The sequence below is a fragment of the Skermanella mucosa genome, assembly GCF_016765655.2.
In the GTDB taxonomy this organism is placed as follows: domain Bacteria; phylum Pseudomonadota; class Alphaproteobacteria; order Azospirillales; family Azospirillaceae; genus Skermanella; species Skermanella mucosa.
Genome location: NZ_CP086107.1, coordinates 296,953 through 313,630 on the forward strand (window position 1 = coordinate 296,953; position 16,678 = coordinate 313,630).

Here is a 16,678-nt window from a genome sequence, read left to right on the forward strand (position 1 = left end):
GGCTGCGCGATCCGGAGGCGTTCGGGCCGGGTGGCCCCGGGCGGAAGGCGCCTTCAGAAACGCATGACCAATCCCACCAGCGGACCGTACTGGCTGACATCGACATCGACCCGATCCGCCGAATAGCGGATGGAAAGATAGCGGAACCCCGCATTGGCGCTGATCCGCTCGGAGATCGCGTATTCCACGCCGGCGAAGATCTGCCAGGTGAACTCCGATCCGATCCCGAACCCGCCGATTTCGGCGATTCCGCTCACCGTCCACGTCTCGGACAAGGGCAGCCGCCCGCGCACGCCGATCACCGGATCCCACCAGCTGACGTCGAGATCGGCCCCGGCCGTCGCTCCCTCCAGGGCGCTGCTCGTCGCCGTCACGTCGGTGCTCATCCACACGTACCTGACGCCGGCGAAAGGCTCGATCAGCCTGCCCCGGTCCACATAGGCATGGTATCCGAACGCCGTCGTGGTGAGCAGCATCTTCGTATCGACATCGACCGACACCGACGGGTTGCCGCGGACCGAGCCGTCGTTGCCCAGTTTCGAATAGACGGTGTCGTTGAGCAGCGCGAAGCGTCCGTAAGTGATTTCCCCGGCCCCCATCACGCCGAAATCCAGGGATTCGAGAAGGTCTCCCCGGCTGATCGAGGTCTCGACGGTCCGCCCGCCGGCCGCCGAAGAGAACTCGCCGTCGATCCTCGGCAGCCAGACATACAGGGCCGCGGAGCCGCCGAACTCCTCCGCCCGGGCGCCGCCGGTTCCCGACAGGAGGGCGGCGGCCGCGGCGGTCGCTATGGCAAGGACACGTGCCGAACTTAAGGCGGCTGATCGCATTGGCTTCTCCCGTCGGGCTCCGATTGCACGGGGCGCTGCCGTCGCGTCCATTCTTACATGTCCACGCGGTCGATGGCCCAGTCCACCAGCGGAATGTTCGGCAGCTCCCTTCCGTCATCGACGCCGATCTCGGTCCGGATGATCGTGTTCAGCCTGGCATTCATCGCGAGGATGAGATCCTTGTTCGCCGCCCTGTCCCTGGCGAGATTGTCGGTCTCGGAAGGATCCCGTTCCAGGTCGAACAGCTCGACATCGTTGTGGTCGTAGAGCTGGTCGACGGTGGTCGGCTCGTTGTGCTCGGTCGGCGCGAAATAGCGGCTGAACTTGTAGCGGCCGTCGAAGACGGTGCGCAGGCTGCCCCGTTTCTTCAAGTCGGGCAGGTATCGCTGGCGGGCCAGTTCGATGAGCACGTTCTTGCCGGCGGCCCTGGCCGCGGCGTTGCGCTCCATGATGCCCGCGTCGTTGAGGGCGAGGCCGCTGTAGGTGAACAGGACGGCATCCCGGACGGCGTGGACTCCAGCCGAAGCCGGACCGGCCAGGAGAGGCGAAAGATCCTTGCCCGGCAGGTCGCGCCCGGCCAGTTCCCCCACGCCTCCGGACGGAACGCCGGCCATGGAAAGCAGCGTCGGCACCATGTCGATGTGCGACGACAGCGCGCGGCAGTCCTGCCCGCCGCCGACGTCGGGGTGGATCAGGTAGAACGGCAGGTGGATGGCCTCCTGGTAGGCGAAGGGACCCTTTCCGCGCATCCCGTGCGCGCCCGCCGCCTCGCCATGGTCGGTGGTGTAGATGACGATCGTGCGGTCCGCCAGACCAAGATCGTCAAGCTCGCCGAGCACCCGCGCGAGCTGGGCATCCACGCCGCGCGTGCAGTTGACGTAGTAGTCGTTGAACCGGTGCCAGCGCTCCTCTTCCATGGGCACCTCGCCCAGGATATGGCGCCAGGCTTTCATGAACTCCCCATGGGCCTTCGGACGGCCCGGCGCGTCGAGCGGCTCCCTGAGGCTCGCCGGCAGCGGCTGATCCCAGCTTTTCCTGTAGAGGGGGTGGTCGGGCGCCCGCGCCGCCCGCATCATCAGGCCGCCGGGGTCCTGGACCCGCTCGCCCGGCAGGTCGGTATTGAAATACATGACGTCGTGGGGGTTGACCAGGCTGACGAACAGGCACCACGGCTTTCCGTCGTCCGACAGCGGGCGGCCGTTGCGGCGCAGCCAGGTCACCGCGCTCCCGGAAATCAGGTGGTCGAACTGGTATCCGCCGAGCGTGTGCCCGATGATGTCGCCGGGGCCGTTGTAGTCGGCGAAGCCGTACCGCTCCATTTCGCCGGTGAAAAGAAGGTCCGGATCCTTGCTGTCGAATTCCTTGTTGAGATGCCATTTGCCCTTGTAGGCGGTGTAGTACCCGGCCTTGCGCAGCATATGGCCGATGGTCTGGACGCCAGGCGGAAACCCTTTGATCCAGGGCACGTCGCAATTCTCGAACATGCCGTTGTTCGGGGTCGTGAGACCGGTCATGAGAACGCTGCGCGACGAGGTGCACATGGTCGCCGGGCAGTAATGGGCGTGGAACGTGACTCCCTTGCGCCGCAGCGTTTCCTGTCCGGGCAGGCTCAGCCCGGCCGGCCACGAGGAACGGTACCGCTCCTGGTCCGAAAACAGGAAGAGCATGTTCGGCCGGCTCCCGGCGGGGCCCCGCGCCGGGCGCGGCGCTTCGTCGGCCAGCGCGACCCGCGCCGGCCCCAACCCCGAGGAAGCCGCCGCGGCACCCGCCGCCAAGCCGAAGAAGCCGCGCCTGGAAACCGGGACGGCGCTTGCCGGGGCCGAGGCGTCTGGATGTCGCGTCACGTCGTTCCCTCCGTCGTATCGGCGTCGTCGGCCGATCTTCGTTTGGAAACAATCATATCCAGGCGCCGACTCTGCCGGCTGTGCGGAATTGGCACGTCGTTCGACCGGCCGGAGCCGTCGGCATCCCGGCTTCCGGTCTTCCGTTTCCACAAGGTATCGCTGGGTTTCTCTCCGAACAGCCTGCGGTACTCGACGGCGAAGCGGCCGAGCTGGAAGAATCCCCAGGATACGGCTATGTCGGTCACGGTGCGGTCGGCCGGATCGGCGGCGGACAGGGCGCGCCTGACATGGTGCAGCCGCGCGACGCGCATGTAGGCCTTCGGCGTCACGCCGTACAGTTCCAGGAAGCCCTGGTCGAGGGTTCGCCAGTTGACGTCCAGCAGCTCGCACAGTCGCCTGATGCTCACCGGCTGGTCCGTCACGGCCCGCAAGTAGGCCGCCGCGTCCCGGGCCAGGTGATGGCGGTGCGGAAGGACGACGCGCTGCGGATCCATCACAGCCGAAGCCAGCAGTTCCGACAGGATCTTGTCGGTCGCCAGGGCCGCGATCCGCGGTGACGCGAGGTAACACGACTGCTCATGCAGGACCGCGAGCATGGCCTTCAGCCGCTGCACGAGGACGAGGCCCTGATCGATGCCGGACAGGGCCAGCATGTAGGCCGCGCCGGGTGCCAGCTCCCGTCCCCACATGGCGTTCGCGTGGCGCTGAAAGACCGTCCGATCGATAGTCAGCACCAGGGCCGCCGTCGGCATCACCGAGGCGAACTCGAACTCCACCGCGGACTGGACCAGCGGAATGCGGGCGGGCGCCACCGGACGTCCGCGGAACCGGACCGGGGCGGGATCGCCGTCGACCAAGCCGATACAGACGCTTTCCGGGGCTCCCTCTCCCCGGATCAGCACTCCCGTCGACCAGTGGCTCGCGTCCAGCCTCAGCCCTTCGGTCTCCACGAAGAGGTGCTGCCCGCTTCCGGGGCCGGGCGAGATCTGGAAGCATTCCTGCGTCCAATCGCGCAGCACCCTGTCCATCATCGACTGCGCGTCGTCGAACCGTGCCCGGCCCGTCCGGCCGGCAAGGATCTTCGCATCACCGGGCGTTCTTCGCATCTTCCGGCCTCAAGAAAGATGTCCAGGCCCAAGGATGCATCCAGACGCTTCCCCTGCACACGATCCTTTCGGCGAATAGACCGTGTCCCGCCCCGTGACGCAGGGGAGCCCGGTGCGAAGCCGGTGCTCCGATCCCGCGTGGCATGATGATCAAAGGATGAGGTATGGGAGGTCCCCAGCTTCTTCCCTTTCGTGTCTAGGCTGATCCGGTGGACCGCCCGACCGGGAGGAGAGCCGCCAGCAGGAACGGCAGGAAGAAGGCCTTCTGGTCGATATCCACCGGGATTTCCGGGATCATCTCCAGCGGAATCAGCGACAGGAAAAATATCACCGCCGTGACTCCGGTAATGACAATGAACTGCGAAAAGGACAGGTGATCCCGCCGCATGGATGTTTCCCAATTCGTCCAGGTATTTGATTGTGGATCGCTTCAGCAATTCGACATCGGACGAGGCTTGCGGTTCCATGATGCTTTTATGACGCCAAATACTTGGCGTGAAGAAGTAAATAAACTGCGGAGGCACCGGCGCGGATGGGTGCGCCGATCCGGCATGAAGGTATCGGGGAACCGACCGGGCCGACCATGGTTGCCAAGGCACAGGCATTCCCAAGAGGTCGAAGCGACCGGCAGCCGATGGAGCACGAACTGCGTTATCCCGCCATCGCCATGATCATCCTCGCACCGGTGCAGGCCTTCGCCGCGGATCTGACGGCGACGGCGGCCGAGGCCGGCCGGTTCGACCATTTCATGACCCTCGTGAGGGGCGCCGGGCTGGAAGGCGAGCTGAACGCCCCGGGACCCCGGACCGTGTTCATGCCGACGGACGCGGCCTTCGCCCGGCTTCCTCCCCAGAGCTTCCGCGACCTCATGGCGGCCGGACCGGAGGCGTTGCGCCGGATCGTCAGGCATCACGTCGTCGAAGGCGCGGCGCTGCCCTCAGACGATCTTCCGCGCACGCTGCATACCGCGGACGGCGGGGTCCTGCGCGTGACGTGGCAACGCGGTGACTTGACCCTGTTCAGCGATCCCCGCCCCATCGCGGGTGAAGCCGCCCGCGTGGTCCTGGGCGACCTGGAGGCCGGAAACGCCGTGGTCCACGGGGTGGACGCGGTGATGCTCCCGATGGCCGCCCTCGACGTGGATCCTCCGGCGCCGGACGCCGCCGGAACCGGGCAGGCGACGGCCGAGCCGGAGGTGACGGTCTTCGAGCCCGAGGTGACGGTGATCGAGCCGGGAGCCACGGCGATCCAGCCGGCCGAGACCACGGGGGGCGGGAGCGTTTCCCCGGACGAGGGGAGCGCGGAGACGGAGTTCCTGACCGAGCTGCCGTCGCGCCCCGAACCGGTAAGCCGGCAGGAGGCACCGTCCGAACCGCCGCCGCGGGAGGTCGCCGCGGCCGACGCCGCCCGGCTCACGGTGGACCGGCTCAAGGACATGGCCGTGACGAGCAGCGACGGACAAAGCGAAGGCGTCGTCGAGCATGTCGTGTTCTCCCCCGAAACCGGGGAGATCAGGCTGATCCTCGCGCGGTTCCCGGGTTTCTTCGGCCTGTTCGGCAAGACGGTCGCGATCCCCTGGGAGCGGGTGCGGGTCGCCGTGGGGAAGCCGCTCCTGATCGCCGACCTGAGTGCCGACGAGATCGGGTCCGCCGAAGAGGCGAGCCTGGACTCCCTCGGCTTGAATTGACGGCGCATGGGAAGCGGGAGCCAAGGCGGGTCGGGAATGCGCGCGATCCTGAACGGAAGCCTATTCTGGCTGTGCGCGGCGGGCGCCCTGGGAACTGCCGGGTGCTCCCTGGCGCCGGACGCCGTCGTGCCGGTCACGGTGGCCGCCCTGCCGGCCGAGTTCGAGCAGGCGGACGTCGCCGCCGCCTACCGTCCGCTGGGCTGGTGGGAGACCTTCGACGATCCGGCGCTGGACGCGCTGGTGCGGCAGGCGGTCGACCGGAACCTGGACCTGGCGCAGGCGGTCGCCCGGGTCGAGCAGGCCCGCGCGCAGGCCCGGATCGCCGGCGCTCCCCTGTCGCCGGAGGTCGGCGCCAGCGTCGGCGCGAGCCGGCGGGATCAGCCGGCAAGCGGCTTCGGGTCGGGTGAATTCGACGGCGGCGGCCTAGGCTCTGACGGGGAGGTGCCGGCCTCCGTAACCGGCGGCCCCGAGGAGCGCACCCGGAGCGAACGCTTCTCGGCGAGCCTGGACCTGTCCTACGAACTGGACTTCTGGGGGCGGGTGCGCAACGCCGAGAACGCGGCGGAGGCGCGCCTGGGCGCCACGGTCGGCGACCTCCAGACCGTGGTTCTCTCCGTCATCGCCGAGACGATACGGGCCTATTTCGACATTCTGGCCACCCGGCGCCGCCTGGACCTCGTCCGTCCCGACGTCGACCTGCTGCGCGAGCGGGCGGCACTGACCGAGCGGCGATACCTGCGCGGCCTGGTGGACAGTTTCGAATTCTACGCGATCCAGGGCGAACTGCGCGGCGCGCAGGCCGAGATCCCCCGGCTCGAAAGCCGGCTCTACGCCGCCAGGGCGCGGCTGGCCACCCTGCTGGGGCGGTATCCGGGCGAGCTCGGGGACGTCGTGGGCGCCCGGTCGGACCGCGCGCCGCTTTCGCCGCCGGACCCGATCCCGGCCGGCCTTCCGTCGGCCCTGCTGATCCAGCGGCCGGACGTGCGGGCGGCCTGGCTTCGGCTGGAAGCCCAGCGTTACGAGGTGGGGGCCGCGCGGGCGGCCCTGTTCCCGCGCTTCACCATCTCGGCCGGCGCGGGCCTGCGGGCCGGCACGGCCGGCGGCCTGTTCGACCTGTCGAACTGGTTCACCAGCCTGACCGCCGGACTGACCGCGCCGATCTTCCAGGGCGGCCGGCTCCGGGGCGAGGTGGACGCGGCGGAGGCGGCCCTGGCCGAGGCGGCGGGCAACTACGCCTCGTCCGTGCTGACGGCGGTCCGCGAGGTGGAGACCGCGCTGAAGGACCACGAGACCACGGCCGAGCGCTACCGGCTGCTGGCGCGGGAACTGGAGACCGCCCGCTCCCGCGCGGACCTGCAACTGCGCCGCTACACGCAGGGGATCGGCGATTATCTGGGTTTCCTCGATTCCCGCCGGAACGTGGTGGCCGCCCGCGAAGCCGTGCTCCAGGCGGAACGCGACCTAGTCGAGGCGCGGCTGGCCGTCCACCGGTCGCTCGGCGGGGTCTGGATCGAGGAGGATCTGAGCGACCGCATCAAGGCTCTGGTGGCGGCCGCGACGGGGGAAAGCCGGACGGAAAGGGACCGCGATGCCTGAGGCGAGAGATCCCGAGGCGAGAAGCCGGCGCGGCAAGGCGCGCGCCCAGGCCCGCGATGCCGGGGAGAAGCGCCCGGCCGGCGGCGCGCCCGAGCCGGACACGCCGGCCGCCGGGGGCGGTGTCCGGACCGGCTGGATGACGGTCCTGCGCCTTCCCCGGTTCCTGCGGACCGAGGGCAAGCCGGTGAACCGGCACGGCCCCCGGCTGCTGACCGTGACCTCGGCGCCCGACACGCCCGGCGGGGATCGGTGGGGATCGGCGGAGGGCGGCCGGGACGATGGATCGGGGGACGGCCGGCACACGCCCTGGAAATGGTGGCTGCTGGCCGCCGCGATCCTGCTGGCGGGCATCGGCGCCGCGACCCTGATCTATCTCCTGCGCTCCCGGCCGGAGCCGCAACCCCCGCCGCCCGAAGCCCCTTATGTGGAGACGGTCAAGGCGCGCCCCGGCCGGTCGGCGATCACCATCACGGGCAGCGGAATCGTGATGCCGCGGGCGGAGGTGGGGCTGTCCGCCCAGGTCGGCGGAAGGGTCGACCATGTCCATCCCGAGCTGGTCAGCGGCGGCGAGTTCGATCGCGGCGAGGTGCTGGTCCGGCTGGAGGACGCCGACTACCGCAACCAGGCGCAGCGGGCCCAGGCGACGGTGGCCCGGCGCCAGGTCGAGTTGCGGCAGGCCCAGGAGGAGGCGCGGATCGCCCGGCAGGAGTACCGCCTGCTGCGCGACCGCCTTGGCTCCGAAGGGGGGACGGCGGGCGGCGCCCCCGACGTCAGCCCGCTGACCCTCGGGCGCCCGCAGCTCCAGGCCGCGCAGGCCGCGCTCCAGGCCGCCCGGGCCGAGCTTGCGGATGCCGAGCTGGCCCTGGCCCGGACCACGGTCGAGGCGCCGTTCGACGGCTATGTGCGGAGCGAGGACGTGGATGTCGGCCAGTTCGTCCAGCCGGCCCAGGAACTCGCCCGGATCTACAGCGCCGGCGAGGTCGAGGTGACGGTGCCGCTGCTGAGCGACAAGGCGTCGCTGATACCGAACCTCTGGGAGATGCCGGCCGGAGACCCTGGCGGCGCTGGGGGCGGCGGCGGACGGGTCCCGGCGCTCGTCGCCATCGACTATGGCGGCCTTCGGTTCGGCTGGGACGGCTATGTGGACCGTACGAGGGCCTTCATAGACGAGCGGACGCGGACGATCGACGTGGTGGTGCGGGTGCCCGATCCGCGCCGGCCGGGCCGGCCGATCGGTACCGATGGGTCTGAACCGCTGGTCAGCCCGCCGCCCCTGCTGGTCGGCAGCTATGCGACGGTCGAGATCGAGGGGCGGCCACCCGAACGGTACCTGACCATACCGGCGTCCGCTCTGCGCCGCGGCGATTCCGTCTGGGCGCTGGCCCGTGCGGACCAGCCCGACCGCGCCAGACTCAGGATCGTCGAGGTCGACGTGATTCTCCGCGACGGCGATACCGTCCAGGTAAAGGCGGACCGGCTGCCCGACGGCGTGCTGTTGGTGACCAGCACCGTCGAGGCGCCCACGGACGGCATGCTGGTGCGCACGAGCGCCGAAGCCGACTCCGCGCCCCGGGACGATGCTCCCGGAACCGGAACAGATACCGGAACCGCCGAATGAACTCGCTGATCCAGCGCATGGCCGGCAACGGCGTCGCGGCGAACCTGCTGATGCTGCTGATCCTGTTCGCCGGCGGCCTGAGCGCGCTCAACATCACCCAGAAGCCCTTTCCGGAATTCACCCTCGGCCGCATCCAGGTGAGCGTCGAATACCGCGGCGCCTCGCCGGAGGAGGTCGAGCGCTCCATCGTCCGGCCGATCGAGGAGCAGATCGAGTCCGTCGAGGGCGTGCGCGAGGTCACGGCCACCGCGTCGGAGGGCCTCGGCATCGTCACCGCCGAACTCCAGCAAGGCGTCGACGTCAATCAGAAGCTCGACGCCGTCAAGTCGCGCATCGACCGCATCACCAACTTCCCCGATCGGGCGGAGGAGCCGGAGGTCCGTGAGCTGACCAGCCGCCGCCGGGTGATCGAGCTGGTGATCCACGGCGACGTGCCCGAGCGCACCCTGAAGGAGCTGGCCTACCGGGTGGAGGACGACCTGGCGGCGGAGGAGGCGATCTCGTTCGTGCAGACCGCCGGGGTGCGCGACTACGAGATCTCCATCGAGGTCCCCAAGGACGTCCTGCGCACCTATGGCCTGTCGCTGCCGGAGATCGCGGGGATCATCGCGGCCAACAGCCTCGACCGGCCGGCCGGCGACATCGAGACGGAGGGGAGCCGCATCCTGCTGCGCGTCGAGGGGGAGAACCTGACCCGGCGCGACTTCGCGGACATCATCCTGATCGCCGGCCCCGACGGCGGGCAGATCCGCCTGGGCGACATCGCCCGGATCGACGACGGCTTCCGCGACACCGGCCTGACCACCCGCTACGACGGGAAGCCCGCCGCGATCGTGGAAGTCTTCCGCACCGGCGACGAGCAGGTGCTCGCCATCGCCGAGGCGGTGGACGCGTACCTGGATGAGCTGCGGCCGACGCTGCCGGCGGGGGTCGATGCCGCGATCTGGCAGAGCGAGGCCGAGCAGCTGCGGAGCCGGCTGGACCTGCTGATCGAGAACGCCCTGATCGGCGCGGTGCTGGTGATGCTGGCGCTGGCCGTCTTCCTGCACCTGAAGGTCGCGTTCTGGGTCGGCTTCGGCATCGTCGTCGCCTTCGTCGGCACCTTCGCGGTGATGTCCCTGCTGGGCGTCTCGGTCAACCAGATGAGCCTGTTCGGCTTCATCCTCGCCGTGGGCATCGTGGTGGACGACGCGATCGTGGTCGGCGAGAGCATCCATTCCGGCACCGAGCAGGGGCACGAAGGCGTCGAGGCCGCCGTCCGCAGTACGCAGCGCGTCGCGGTCCCGGTCCTGTTCGCCGTCGCCACCACCGTGATCGCCTTCACCCCGCTGCTGTTCCTGCCCGGCACCGCCGGCAAGTTCCTGGCCGACATCCCGATCGTCGTGATCGCGGTGCTGTGCCTGTCCCTGGTCGAGAGCCTGTTCATCCTGCCCCACCACCTGTCGGGCCTGAAGGCGGGGGACCAGCCGAAGAGCGCCCCGATGCGCGCGATCCGGCGCGGCAAGGACGGGATCGACCGGGCGTTCAAGCGCTTCGTGGACGGGCCGCTGGACCGGGCGGTGCGCTTCTCCGCCGCGCATTACGGCATCGTCATGGCCGGCGCCGCCGCGGTGCTGATCATCGTCTCCAGCCTGTTCCTCGGCGGCTATCTCCGCTTCGTCTTCTTCCCCGAGATCCAGGGCCGCATCGTCACCGCGCAGTTCGGCATGCCGGTCGGCACCACCGAGGACGTGACGCTGAGGATCGCCGAGCGCCTGGCCGAGACAGGCCGGCGCGCGGCGGCCGGGCTGGAGGGCGACGGCGGCGGTTCGGAGCCACTGGTCGAGGGCGTCTATCTGACGGTCGGGCGCACCCCCGCGGACGGGGGACCGGGGGGCGCCTCGGCCCGCCAGCCGATCGTGCCCGAGAACGGCGCAGTCCGCTTCAGGCTGAGCGATCCCGGCACCCGCGAGATCACGGCCCGGCAGTTCGAGGAAGCCTGGCGCGACGCCACCGGGCCGCTGCCCACGACCGACTATGTCAGCTTCTCGTCGAGCACGGTCGATGTCGGCAATCCGGTATCGGTCGAGCTGTCCCACTCGGACCCGGAGACCCTGGACCGCATCGTGGAGCGGGTAAAGGGCGAACTGGGGCGCCTGGGCGGCGTCAACGACATCTACGATACCGACGAGGAAGGCCAGCGGGAGCTGGAGTTCCGCCTGGAGGACCAGGCCCGCACCTTTGGCCTGACGCTGGAGGACCTGGCAGAACAGGTCCGCGCTGCCTTCTTCGGGGTCGAGGCGGTGCGCGTGCAGCGCGGCCGCGAGGAGGTGCGAGTCTATGTCCGCCTGCCCGAGCGGGAACGCGACAGCCTCTCCACCCTGGACGATTACCGCATCCGCGCCTCCGGGAGCGACGGGCAGGAGCTGTCGATCCCCCTGCGGCAGGCTGCCTCGATCAGCTACGGCACCGGCCCCAGCAGCATCGAGCGGCGGAACGGCCGGCGGATCACCACGGTGAACGCCGACGTGCAGCAGGGCGTCACCACCGGGCAGGAGGTCACGGCCCGGCTGCGCACCGATATCCTGCCCGACATCCAGTCCGAGTTTCCCCGGCTGCGCTATGCCTTCGGCGGCGAGCAGCGCGAGCAGGGCCGCACCCTGCCCGCCCTGTTCACCAACTTCGCCATCGCGCTGTTCTCGATCTACGCGCTGCTGGCGGTCAGCTTCCGCTCCTATACCCAGCCGCTGATCATCCTGGCCGTGGTGCCGTTCGGACTGGTCGGGGCGGCGCTGGGACATCTGGCGCTGGGGCTGGACGTGACGTTCCTGAGCCTGTTCGGCCTCGTCGGGCTGTCCGGCGTGATCATCAACGACGCGCTGATCCTGATCGATTTCGTCAATGCCCGCCGGCTGAAGGGCGAGGAAATGTTCGACGCCGTGGTCGCCGCAGCCAAGAACCGGTTCCGCCCGATCATGCTGACCAGCCTGACAACGGCGCTGGGCGTCGCCCCGATCATCGTCAGCCAGAGCGTCCAGGCACAGTTCCTGGTGCCGCTGGCCGCCAGCATCGCCTTCGGCATCCTGTTCGCCACGGTCCTTCAGATGCTTCTGGTCCCTGCCCTCGCCATGCTCCAGTTCGACGCGGCGCGCGGCGCGGCGAAGCGCTTCCTCGGGCATGACGTGCAGGTGGTCCGCGGATCGCCCGGCGCCGCCGGCGAGCAGGCCGCCGCCGGCGGGGAGGACGGCAAGGATGACGGCGCCGGGAAGGAGGAGGAAGGGACCCGGCGACGCGGGCGGGGCCGGAACCGGCGTTGAAGCCTTGCGGCGGGACCGTCGCGAACTTGCGCCGGTTTTTCCGTGTCAAACCTCCCGGACTTCCGCGTGTCCTGCGGCCCGCGCCGCTTTCACGAATTTCCGGTCGATGGTGGCGAAGCCCTCGCAGTGGGTGGATTTCCCGAGATGCAGCGCATCGGCGAAATCCATTCCCCGTTCCGCATGGTCGAGCGCTTCTGCGACCGTTTCCGCATCCTCGACGGTGACCGTCGGCAGACCGCCGAAGGCCCGCAACGCCCGCGCGACGTCGGCGGGGCGATAACCATAGGCGCTGCGCAGCACCCATTCGACTTCGAGCATCACGGTCACGGCGGCGAAGACGCCCCCTCCGTCGACAAGCGCCCGGGCACGGGCGGATTGCTCCGGGTGGTCGCCGGTCAGGTACCGGACGATCACATTGGCATCAATCGCGATCATGACGGCGACGGGCCTCGGACAGCACGCCGGCCTCCATGTCTTCCAGGGATTTCGGCTCGCCGCCAAAGGGCAGGAGGCCGAACACCTCATCTGGCCGCGTCGCCGCGAAAGCCGGGGCACGCTTCAGCAGGACGCCGTCCGGTGTTTCCTCGACGATCAGCCGGGTGCCCACATCCCATTCCCGCCGCTGGCGGATGGCTTTCGGGAGGATGACTTGTCCTTTGGTCGAGACGGTGGTGATCAGCTTTTCAGCTTGCTGACTCCATTCGGGCAACTCCGACGGAAGGTTCCGGTTCCGAAAAGCCGGGACGGCAAAGCCGATCCGCTGTCCGGGCGCGCAGCGGGATCCCCGGAGACGATCCGGGGATCCCGCGCGAAGCCACCGTTTTTCGGACGCCGGTTACCGCCGCGCTACTGGGCCGCGCGGATCTTCTCCAACTGCGCGTTGATGTCCCGCACCAGCGCCTCGTCGGTCTCCTTGGTGAATTTCTCGATGACCGGCTTCAGCTTCTCGGCCATGCGGGCCCTCTCTTCGTCCGACACCTCGGTCACGGTCATGCCGCCCGCCTTCAGCTCTTCCAGGGCCGCCGCGTTCATGTCGCGGGACACCTTGCGTTGGTAGGGCTTCACCTCCTCGGCCGCGTCGAGCAGCAGCTTCCGCTCGTCTTCCGTCAGCTTGTCCCAGAACTTCCCGCTGCTCAGGACGATCAGCGGATTGTAGGTGTGGTTGGTGGTGGAGACGTGCTTCTGCACCTCGTTGAACTTGGAGGAGAGGATCGAGGCGAGCGGGTTCTCCTGCCCGTCCACGGTCCCCGTTTCCAGCGCCGTGTAAAGCTCCGGCAGGGGCAGCGGCACGGCGTTGGCGCCCATGGCGTTGAACGCCTCGATGTAGAGCGGGACCTGGATCACCCGGATCTTGAGGCCCTGGATGTCCTCCCACTTGGACACCGGATGCCGGTCGTTGGTCAGGTTCCGGAAGCCGTGCTCCCAGTAGGTCAGGCCGACGATCCCCTTGGCCTGCAGCTTGTCGATCAGCGCCTTGCCGGCCGGCCCGTCCAGGATCGCGTCGCTCTCCTGGGCGTTGCGGAACAGGAAGGGGAAGTCGAACACGGAGAATTCCTTGACCAGGCCGACCAGCAGGGACGGCCCCATCATGGCCATCTCGACCGTGCCGCCCTGCAGCGCGGAGACGGTCTGGACGTCGCCGCCCAGGACGCCGCCCGGGAAGAGCTTGATCCTGATCTTGCCGCCGCTCTTCTCCTTGACGATCTCGGCGAACTTCTCGGCCCCGGCGCCCCAGTGGTTGTCGATGTTCTGCACGAAGGCGAACTTGACGGTGCGCTCGCGGATGTCGGCGGCGTTGCCCGTGCCGGCGGTCAGCAGGGCTCCGGTCGCGAGCAGTCCCGCGCACAGGCTTCTCAGCGTGTTCCTCATCTCTCACCCGGTTTGTTCTGAAAGGGGTGACGGCTCCGAAAGGGGCTTGCGCCCGGGCCGTCAGTAGGTCGTGCGGCCGCCGCTCAGGTCGAAGACCGCGGCGGTCGTGAAGGAGTTCTCCTCCGAGAGCAGCCAGGCCACCATGGCGGCGATCTCGGTCAGCTCGACGAAGCGGTCGCGCGGGATGCGGACGCGCATGTACTCGATGAATTCCGCTGTCAGCTGGTCCAGGATCGGCGTCTTGGCGGTCGTCGGCGTGATGCAGTTGACGGCGATGCCGGTCTTGGCCAGCTCCTTGCCGAGCGACTTGGTCAGGCCGATGATGCCCGCCTTCGCCGCGCTGTAGGCGGCGAGGTTCGGGTTGCCTTCCTTGCCGGCGACCGAGGCGATGTTGACGATCCGGCCGTAATCGTTCTCCTGCATGATCGGCACGACCGACCGGCAGCAGTTGAAGGTGCCGGTCAGGTTCACCTCGACCACGACGCGCCACTCCTCGGCGGAGTAGTCGGCCAGCGGCTTGACCGGGCCGGTGACGCCGGCGCCGTTCACCAGGCCGTCGATGCGCCCGAACGCCTCGCGGGTACGCTTGGCCGCCGCCTCGACCGAGGCGGCGTCGGCGACGTCCACGGCGCAGGCGATCGTGCCGTTCGCCAGGGCATGGGCGCTCGCCTCGGCCTCCTCGGCGAGCCGGTCCCACAGGGCGACCCTGGCGCCCGACTGCACGAGGCGGTCGGCGATGGCGTAGCCGATGCCGCGGGCACCTCCGGTGACGACCATGTTCCTGCCGGCCAGATCGATCTTGTTCATCGTTTCGCTCCCAGTTTCTTTCGCGGGTTCATCTTCCGGCCTGCCCGGGGCCGGAAGGCCATGCGGTCAGGAGGCCGCGACCTTCTGCTGCTGCACGCCGAGGCCCTGGATCTCGACGCGCATGGTGTCGCCGTGCTTCAGGTAGCGCGGCGGCTTCATGCCCAGCCCGACGCCCGGCGGCGTGCCGGTGGTGATGACGTCGCCCGGCATCAGGGTCATGAACTGCGAGATGTAGGACACCAGGAAGGGGACCTTGAAGACCATGGTCCGGGTGGAGCCGTCCTGGACCACCTCGCCGTTGACGGCCAGCGTCATGGCGAGATCGTCGACGTTCTCCACCTCGTCCCGGGTCACCATCCAGGGCCCCAGCGGGCCGAAGGTCGGGCAGCCCTTGCCCTTGGTCCACTGGCCGCCGCGCTCCAGCTGGTAGGAGCGCTCGGACACGTCGTTGCAGACGCAATAGCCGGCGACATGGTCAAGCGCGTCGGCCTCGGGGATGTAGGTGCCCCGCTTGCCGATCACGATGGCCAGCTCGACTTCCCAGTCGGTCTTCTCCGAGCCCGGCGGGATGAGGACGGTGTCGTCCGGCCCGACGATGCAGGACGGCGCCTTGTTGAACAGGACGGGTTCCTCCGGCACGGGCATGCCGCTCTCGGCCGCGTGGTCGGCGTAGTTCAGGCCGACGGCGATGAAGTTGCCGACGCCGGTGACGCAGGAGCCGAGCCGCGTGCCTTCGGGCACCGCGGGAAGCCGCGCGGGATCGACCGCGCGCAGGCGATCCAGGCTTTCCGGGGCGAGGGCCTTGCCGTCGATGTCCGCCACGACCGACGACAGGTCGCGCAGGCGGCCGTCGGCGTCGATCAGGCCGGGCTTCTCCTCGCCCGGGGCACCAAAGCGTACCAGCTTCAAAGCGTAACCTCCTGGGATCACGGACGCCGAAAGGCGTCGCGTTTTTGAATATCCTTCGTTAACGTACTGTTCGCATGGACTTTGCATGCAGTCAACGTTTTTCGATGAACAGCCGGATTTTCGAAAATCCGGTGGCGAAGCGTGGGAGGGAAGCCATGAAGGACCGTGACGAGCCCCGCACCCTGGCGGGCGACGCCTACGCGGCGATCCACCGGGCGATCCGGGCGGGTTCGCTCAAGCCGGGCCAGCGCCTGCGTTTCGCCGAGCTGCAGGGACTGTGCCGGATGAGCGTCAGCCCCGTGCGCGAAGCGCTGGCGCGCCTCACCGCGGAAGGCTTCACCGTCTCGGACGACCACCGCGGCTTCCGGGTGGCGCCCTTGTCCCGGGCCGAGCTCCGGGACATCGTCGGCAATCGCAAGCTGCTCGAAGGAGAGGCCCTGCGCCTGTCGATCCTGCACGGCGACGCCGAGTGGGAGAGCCGTGTCCTGGCGACCCACCACCTGATGTCCCGCGTCCCGCGGGAGCGCGACGACATGCCGTCGGCCGTCCGGGAGGAGTGGGACCGGAAGCACGCGGCTTTCCACAAGGCCCTCGTCTCGGCCTGCGGCTCCCCGATCCTGATGGACCTGTGCGACAAGCTCTTCGGCAAGGCCGACCGGTACCGCAGAATGTCGATCAGCATTCCCGGCCAGACCCGCGACGCCGCCCGGGAGCACAAGGAGATCATGGAGCTGGCGATCGCCCGGAAATCCGAGGAGGCGGTCGAAGCGCTCCGCCGCCACTACCAGAACACGGCGGACGCCGTCGAGAAGCTGTTCGACGCCGACGCGGATTTCACGCCGGCCCCGTGATCCCGCACCCGCCGGGGCCGGCATCCCGCTGGCCGGAAATCAGGTCAATGCCGCCCTTCAGCGCGAAGGCCGCATGACCAGGCTGAAGTTCGCGGAGGTGACCAACCTGTCGCCGGCCGGGTGCCTCCGAGCGGATCTTCGGACCCGGACACCCTGCGCACGAACATCCTGCGCGCTGCGCGCTCGCGGACTTCAGCGGCTGGTCACTCTGGCGGCGTCGATGCCACCGACGGAGTCTTGAACGGCTGTAGTCCCGGTTCGGGCA

14 protein-coding genes are annotated in these 16,678 nt (G+C 69.1%); 5 read left to right on the forward strand and 9 right to left on the reverse strand.

Features of this window, described 5'->3' with window-relative positions:
- Positions 1-53: 53 nt before the first annotated feature.
- The 4 genes from JL100_RS31245 to JL100_RS31260 form a co-directional block, all read right to left on the reverse strand.
- Entirely contained in the window at positions 54-830 is a 777-nt protein-coding gene (locus JL100_RS31245) for an outer membrane protein (protein ID WP_202684216.1), read from the reverse strand.
- A 53-nt stretch (positions 831-883) separates the two neighbouring features.
- Positions 884-2,674 carry a sulfatase-like hydrolase/transferase gene (locus tag JL100_RS31250; RefSeq protein ID WP_202684215.1) on the reverse strand — a complete coding sequence of 597 codons (1,791 nt, stop codon included), beginning with the start codon at positions 2,672-2,674 and terminating at the stop codon, positions 884-886.
- Positions 2,671-3,780 carry a helix-turn-helix domain-containing protein gene (locus JL100_RS31255; protein ID WP_202684214.1) on the reverse strand — a complete coding sequence of 370 codons (1,110 nt, stop codon included), beginning with the start codon at positions 3,778-3,780 and terminating at the stop codon, positions 2,671-2,673. Before JL100_RS31255 ends, JL100_RS31250 begins: the two co-directional genes overlap by 4 nt.
- 196 nt (positions 3,781-3,976) lie before the next feature.
- On the reverse strand, positions 3,977-4,168 hold the full coding sequence (locus JL100_RS31260) for a hypothetical protein (RefSeq protein WP_202684213.1): 192 nt from the start codon (positions 4,166-4,168) through the stop codon (positions 3,977-3,979).
- A 246-nt stretch (positions 4,169-4,414) separates the two neighbouring features.
- On the opposite strand from JL100_RS31260, the gene JL100_RS31265 reads away from it, so the two are divergent.
- Genes JL100_RS31265 through JL100_RS31280 form a run of 4 tightly spaced genes read left to right on the forward strand, consistent with a single transcriptional unit; the run spans position 4,415 to position 11,977 of the window.
- Positions 4,415-5,467, forward strand: coding sequence for a fasciclin domain-containing protein (locus JL100_RS31265; protein WP_202684212.1), 1,053 nt, complete (start codon positions 4,415-4,417; stop codon positions 5,465-5,467).
- A 36-nt stretch (positions 5,468-5,503) separates the two neighbouring features.
- Positions 5,504-7,063, forward strand: coding sequence for an efflux transporter outer membrane subunit (locus tag JL100_RS31270; protein WP_202684211.1), 1,560 nt, complete (start codon positions 5,504-5,506; stop codon positions 7,061-7,063).
- The gene (locus JL100_RS31275; RefSeq protein WP_202684210.1) at positions 7,056-8,681 is read left to right on the forward strand and encodes an efflux RND transporter periplasmic adaptor subunit; all 1,626 of its coding nucleotides are present in this window, start codon (positions 7,056-7,058) and stop codon (positions 8,679-8,681) included. Before JL100_RS31270 ends, JL100_RS31275 begins: the two co-directional genes overlap by 8 nt.
- Positions 8,678-11,977: an efflux RND transporter permease subunit gene (locus JL100_RS31280; protein WP_202684209.1), complete on the forward strand. Its 3,300-nt coding sequence runs from the start codon at positions 8,678-8,680 to the stop codon at positions 11,975-11,977. The genes JL100_RS31275 and JL100_RS31280 overlap by 4 nt, the downstream gene beginning before the upstream one ends.
- Positions 11,978-12,022: 45 nt before the next feature.
- Here the strand turns inward: JL100_RS31280 and JL100_RS31285 are convergent, their stop codons facing one another.
- From JL100_RS31285 to JL100_RS31305, 5 genes are all read right to left on the reverse strand, one after another.
- Entirely contained in the window at positions 12,023-12,412 is a 390-nt protein-coding gene (locus JL100_RS31285) for a type II toxin-antitoxin system VapC family toxin (protein ID WP_202684208.1), read from the reverse strand.
- The gene (locus tag JL100_RS31290) at positions 12,399-12,686 is read right to left on the reverse strand and encodes an AbrB/MazE/SpoVT family DNA-binding domain-containing protein (protein WP_202684207.1); all 288 of its coding nucleotides are present in this window, start codon (positions 12,684-12,686) and stop codon (positions 12,399-12,401) included. The genes JL100_RS31285 and JL100_RS31290 overlap by 14 nt, the downstream gene beginning before the upstream one ends.
- A gap of 137 nt (positions 12,687-12,823) precedes the next feature.
- Positions 12,824-13,846 (reverse strand): TRAP transporter substrate-binding protein, encoded by a 1,023-nt coding sequence (locus JL100_RS31295; protein WP_202684206.1) that lies wholly within the window; start codon positions 13,844-13,846, stop codon positions 12,824-12,826.
- Between the two features lie 60 nt (positions 13,847-13,906).
- Positions 13,907-14,653 (reverse strand): SDR family NAD(P)-dependent oxidoreductase, encoded by a 747-nt coding sequence (locus JL100_RS31300; protein WP_202684205.1) that lies wholly within the window; start codon positions 14,651-14,653, stop codon positions 13,907-13,909.
- Positions 14,654-14,719: 66 nt separating this feature from the next.
- Positions 14,720-15,562, reverse strand: a complete 843-nt coding sequence (locus JL100_RS31305; RefSeq protein ID WP_202684204.1) for a fumarylacetoacetate hydrolase family protein — start codon at positions 15,560-15,562, stop codon at positions 14,720-14,722.
- A 155-nt stretch (positions 15,563-15,717) separates the two neighbouring features.
- Between JL100_RS31305 and JL100_RS31310 the strand changes: the two genes are divergently transcribed.
- Complete coding sequence (locus JL100_RS31310) at positions 15,718-16,413, forward strand: GntR family transcriptional regulator (RefSeq protein WP_202684203.1); 696 nt, start codon at positions 15,718-15,720, stop codon at positions 16,411-16,413.
- Positions 16,414-16,678: the final 265 nt, after the last annotated feature.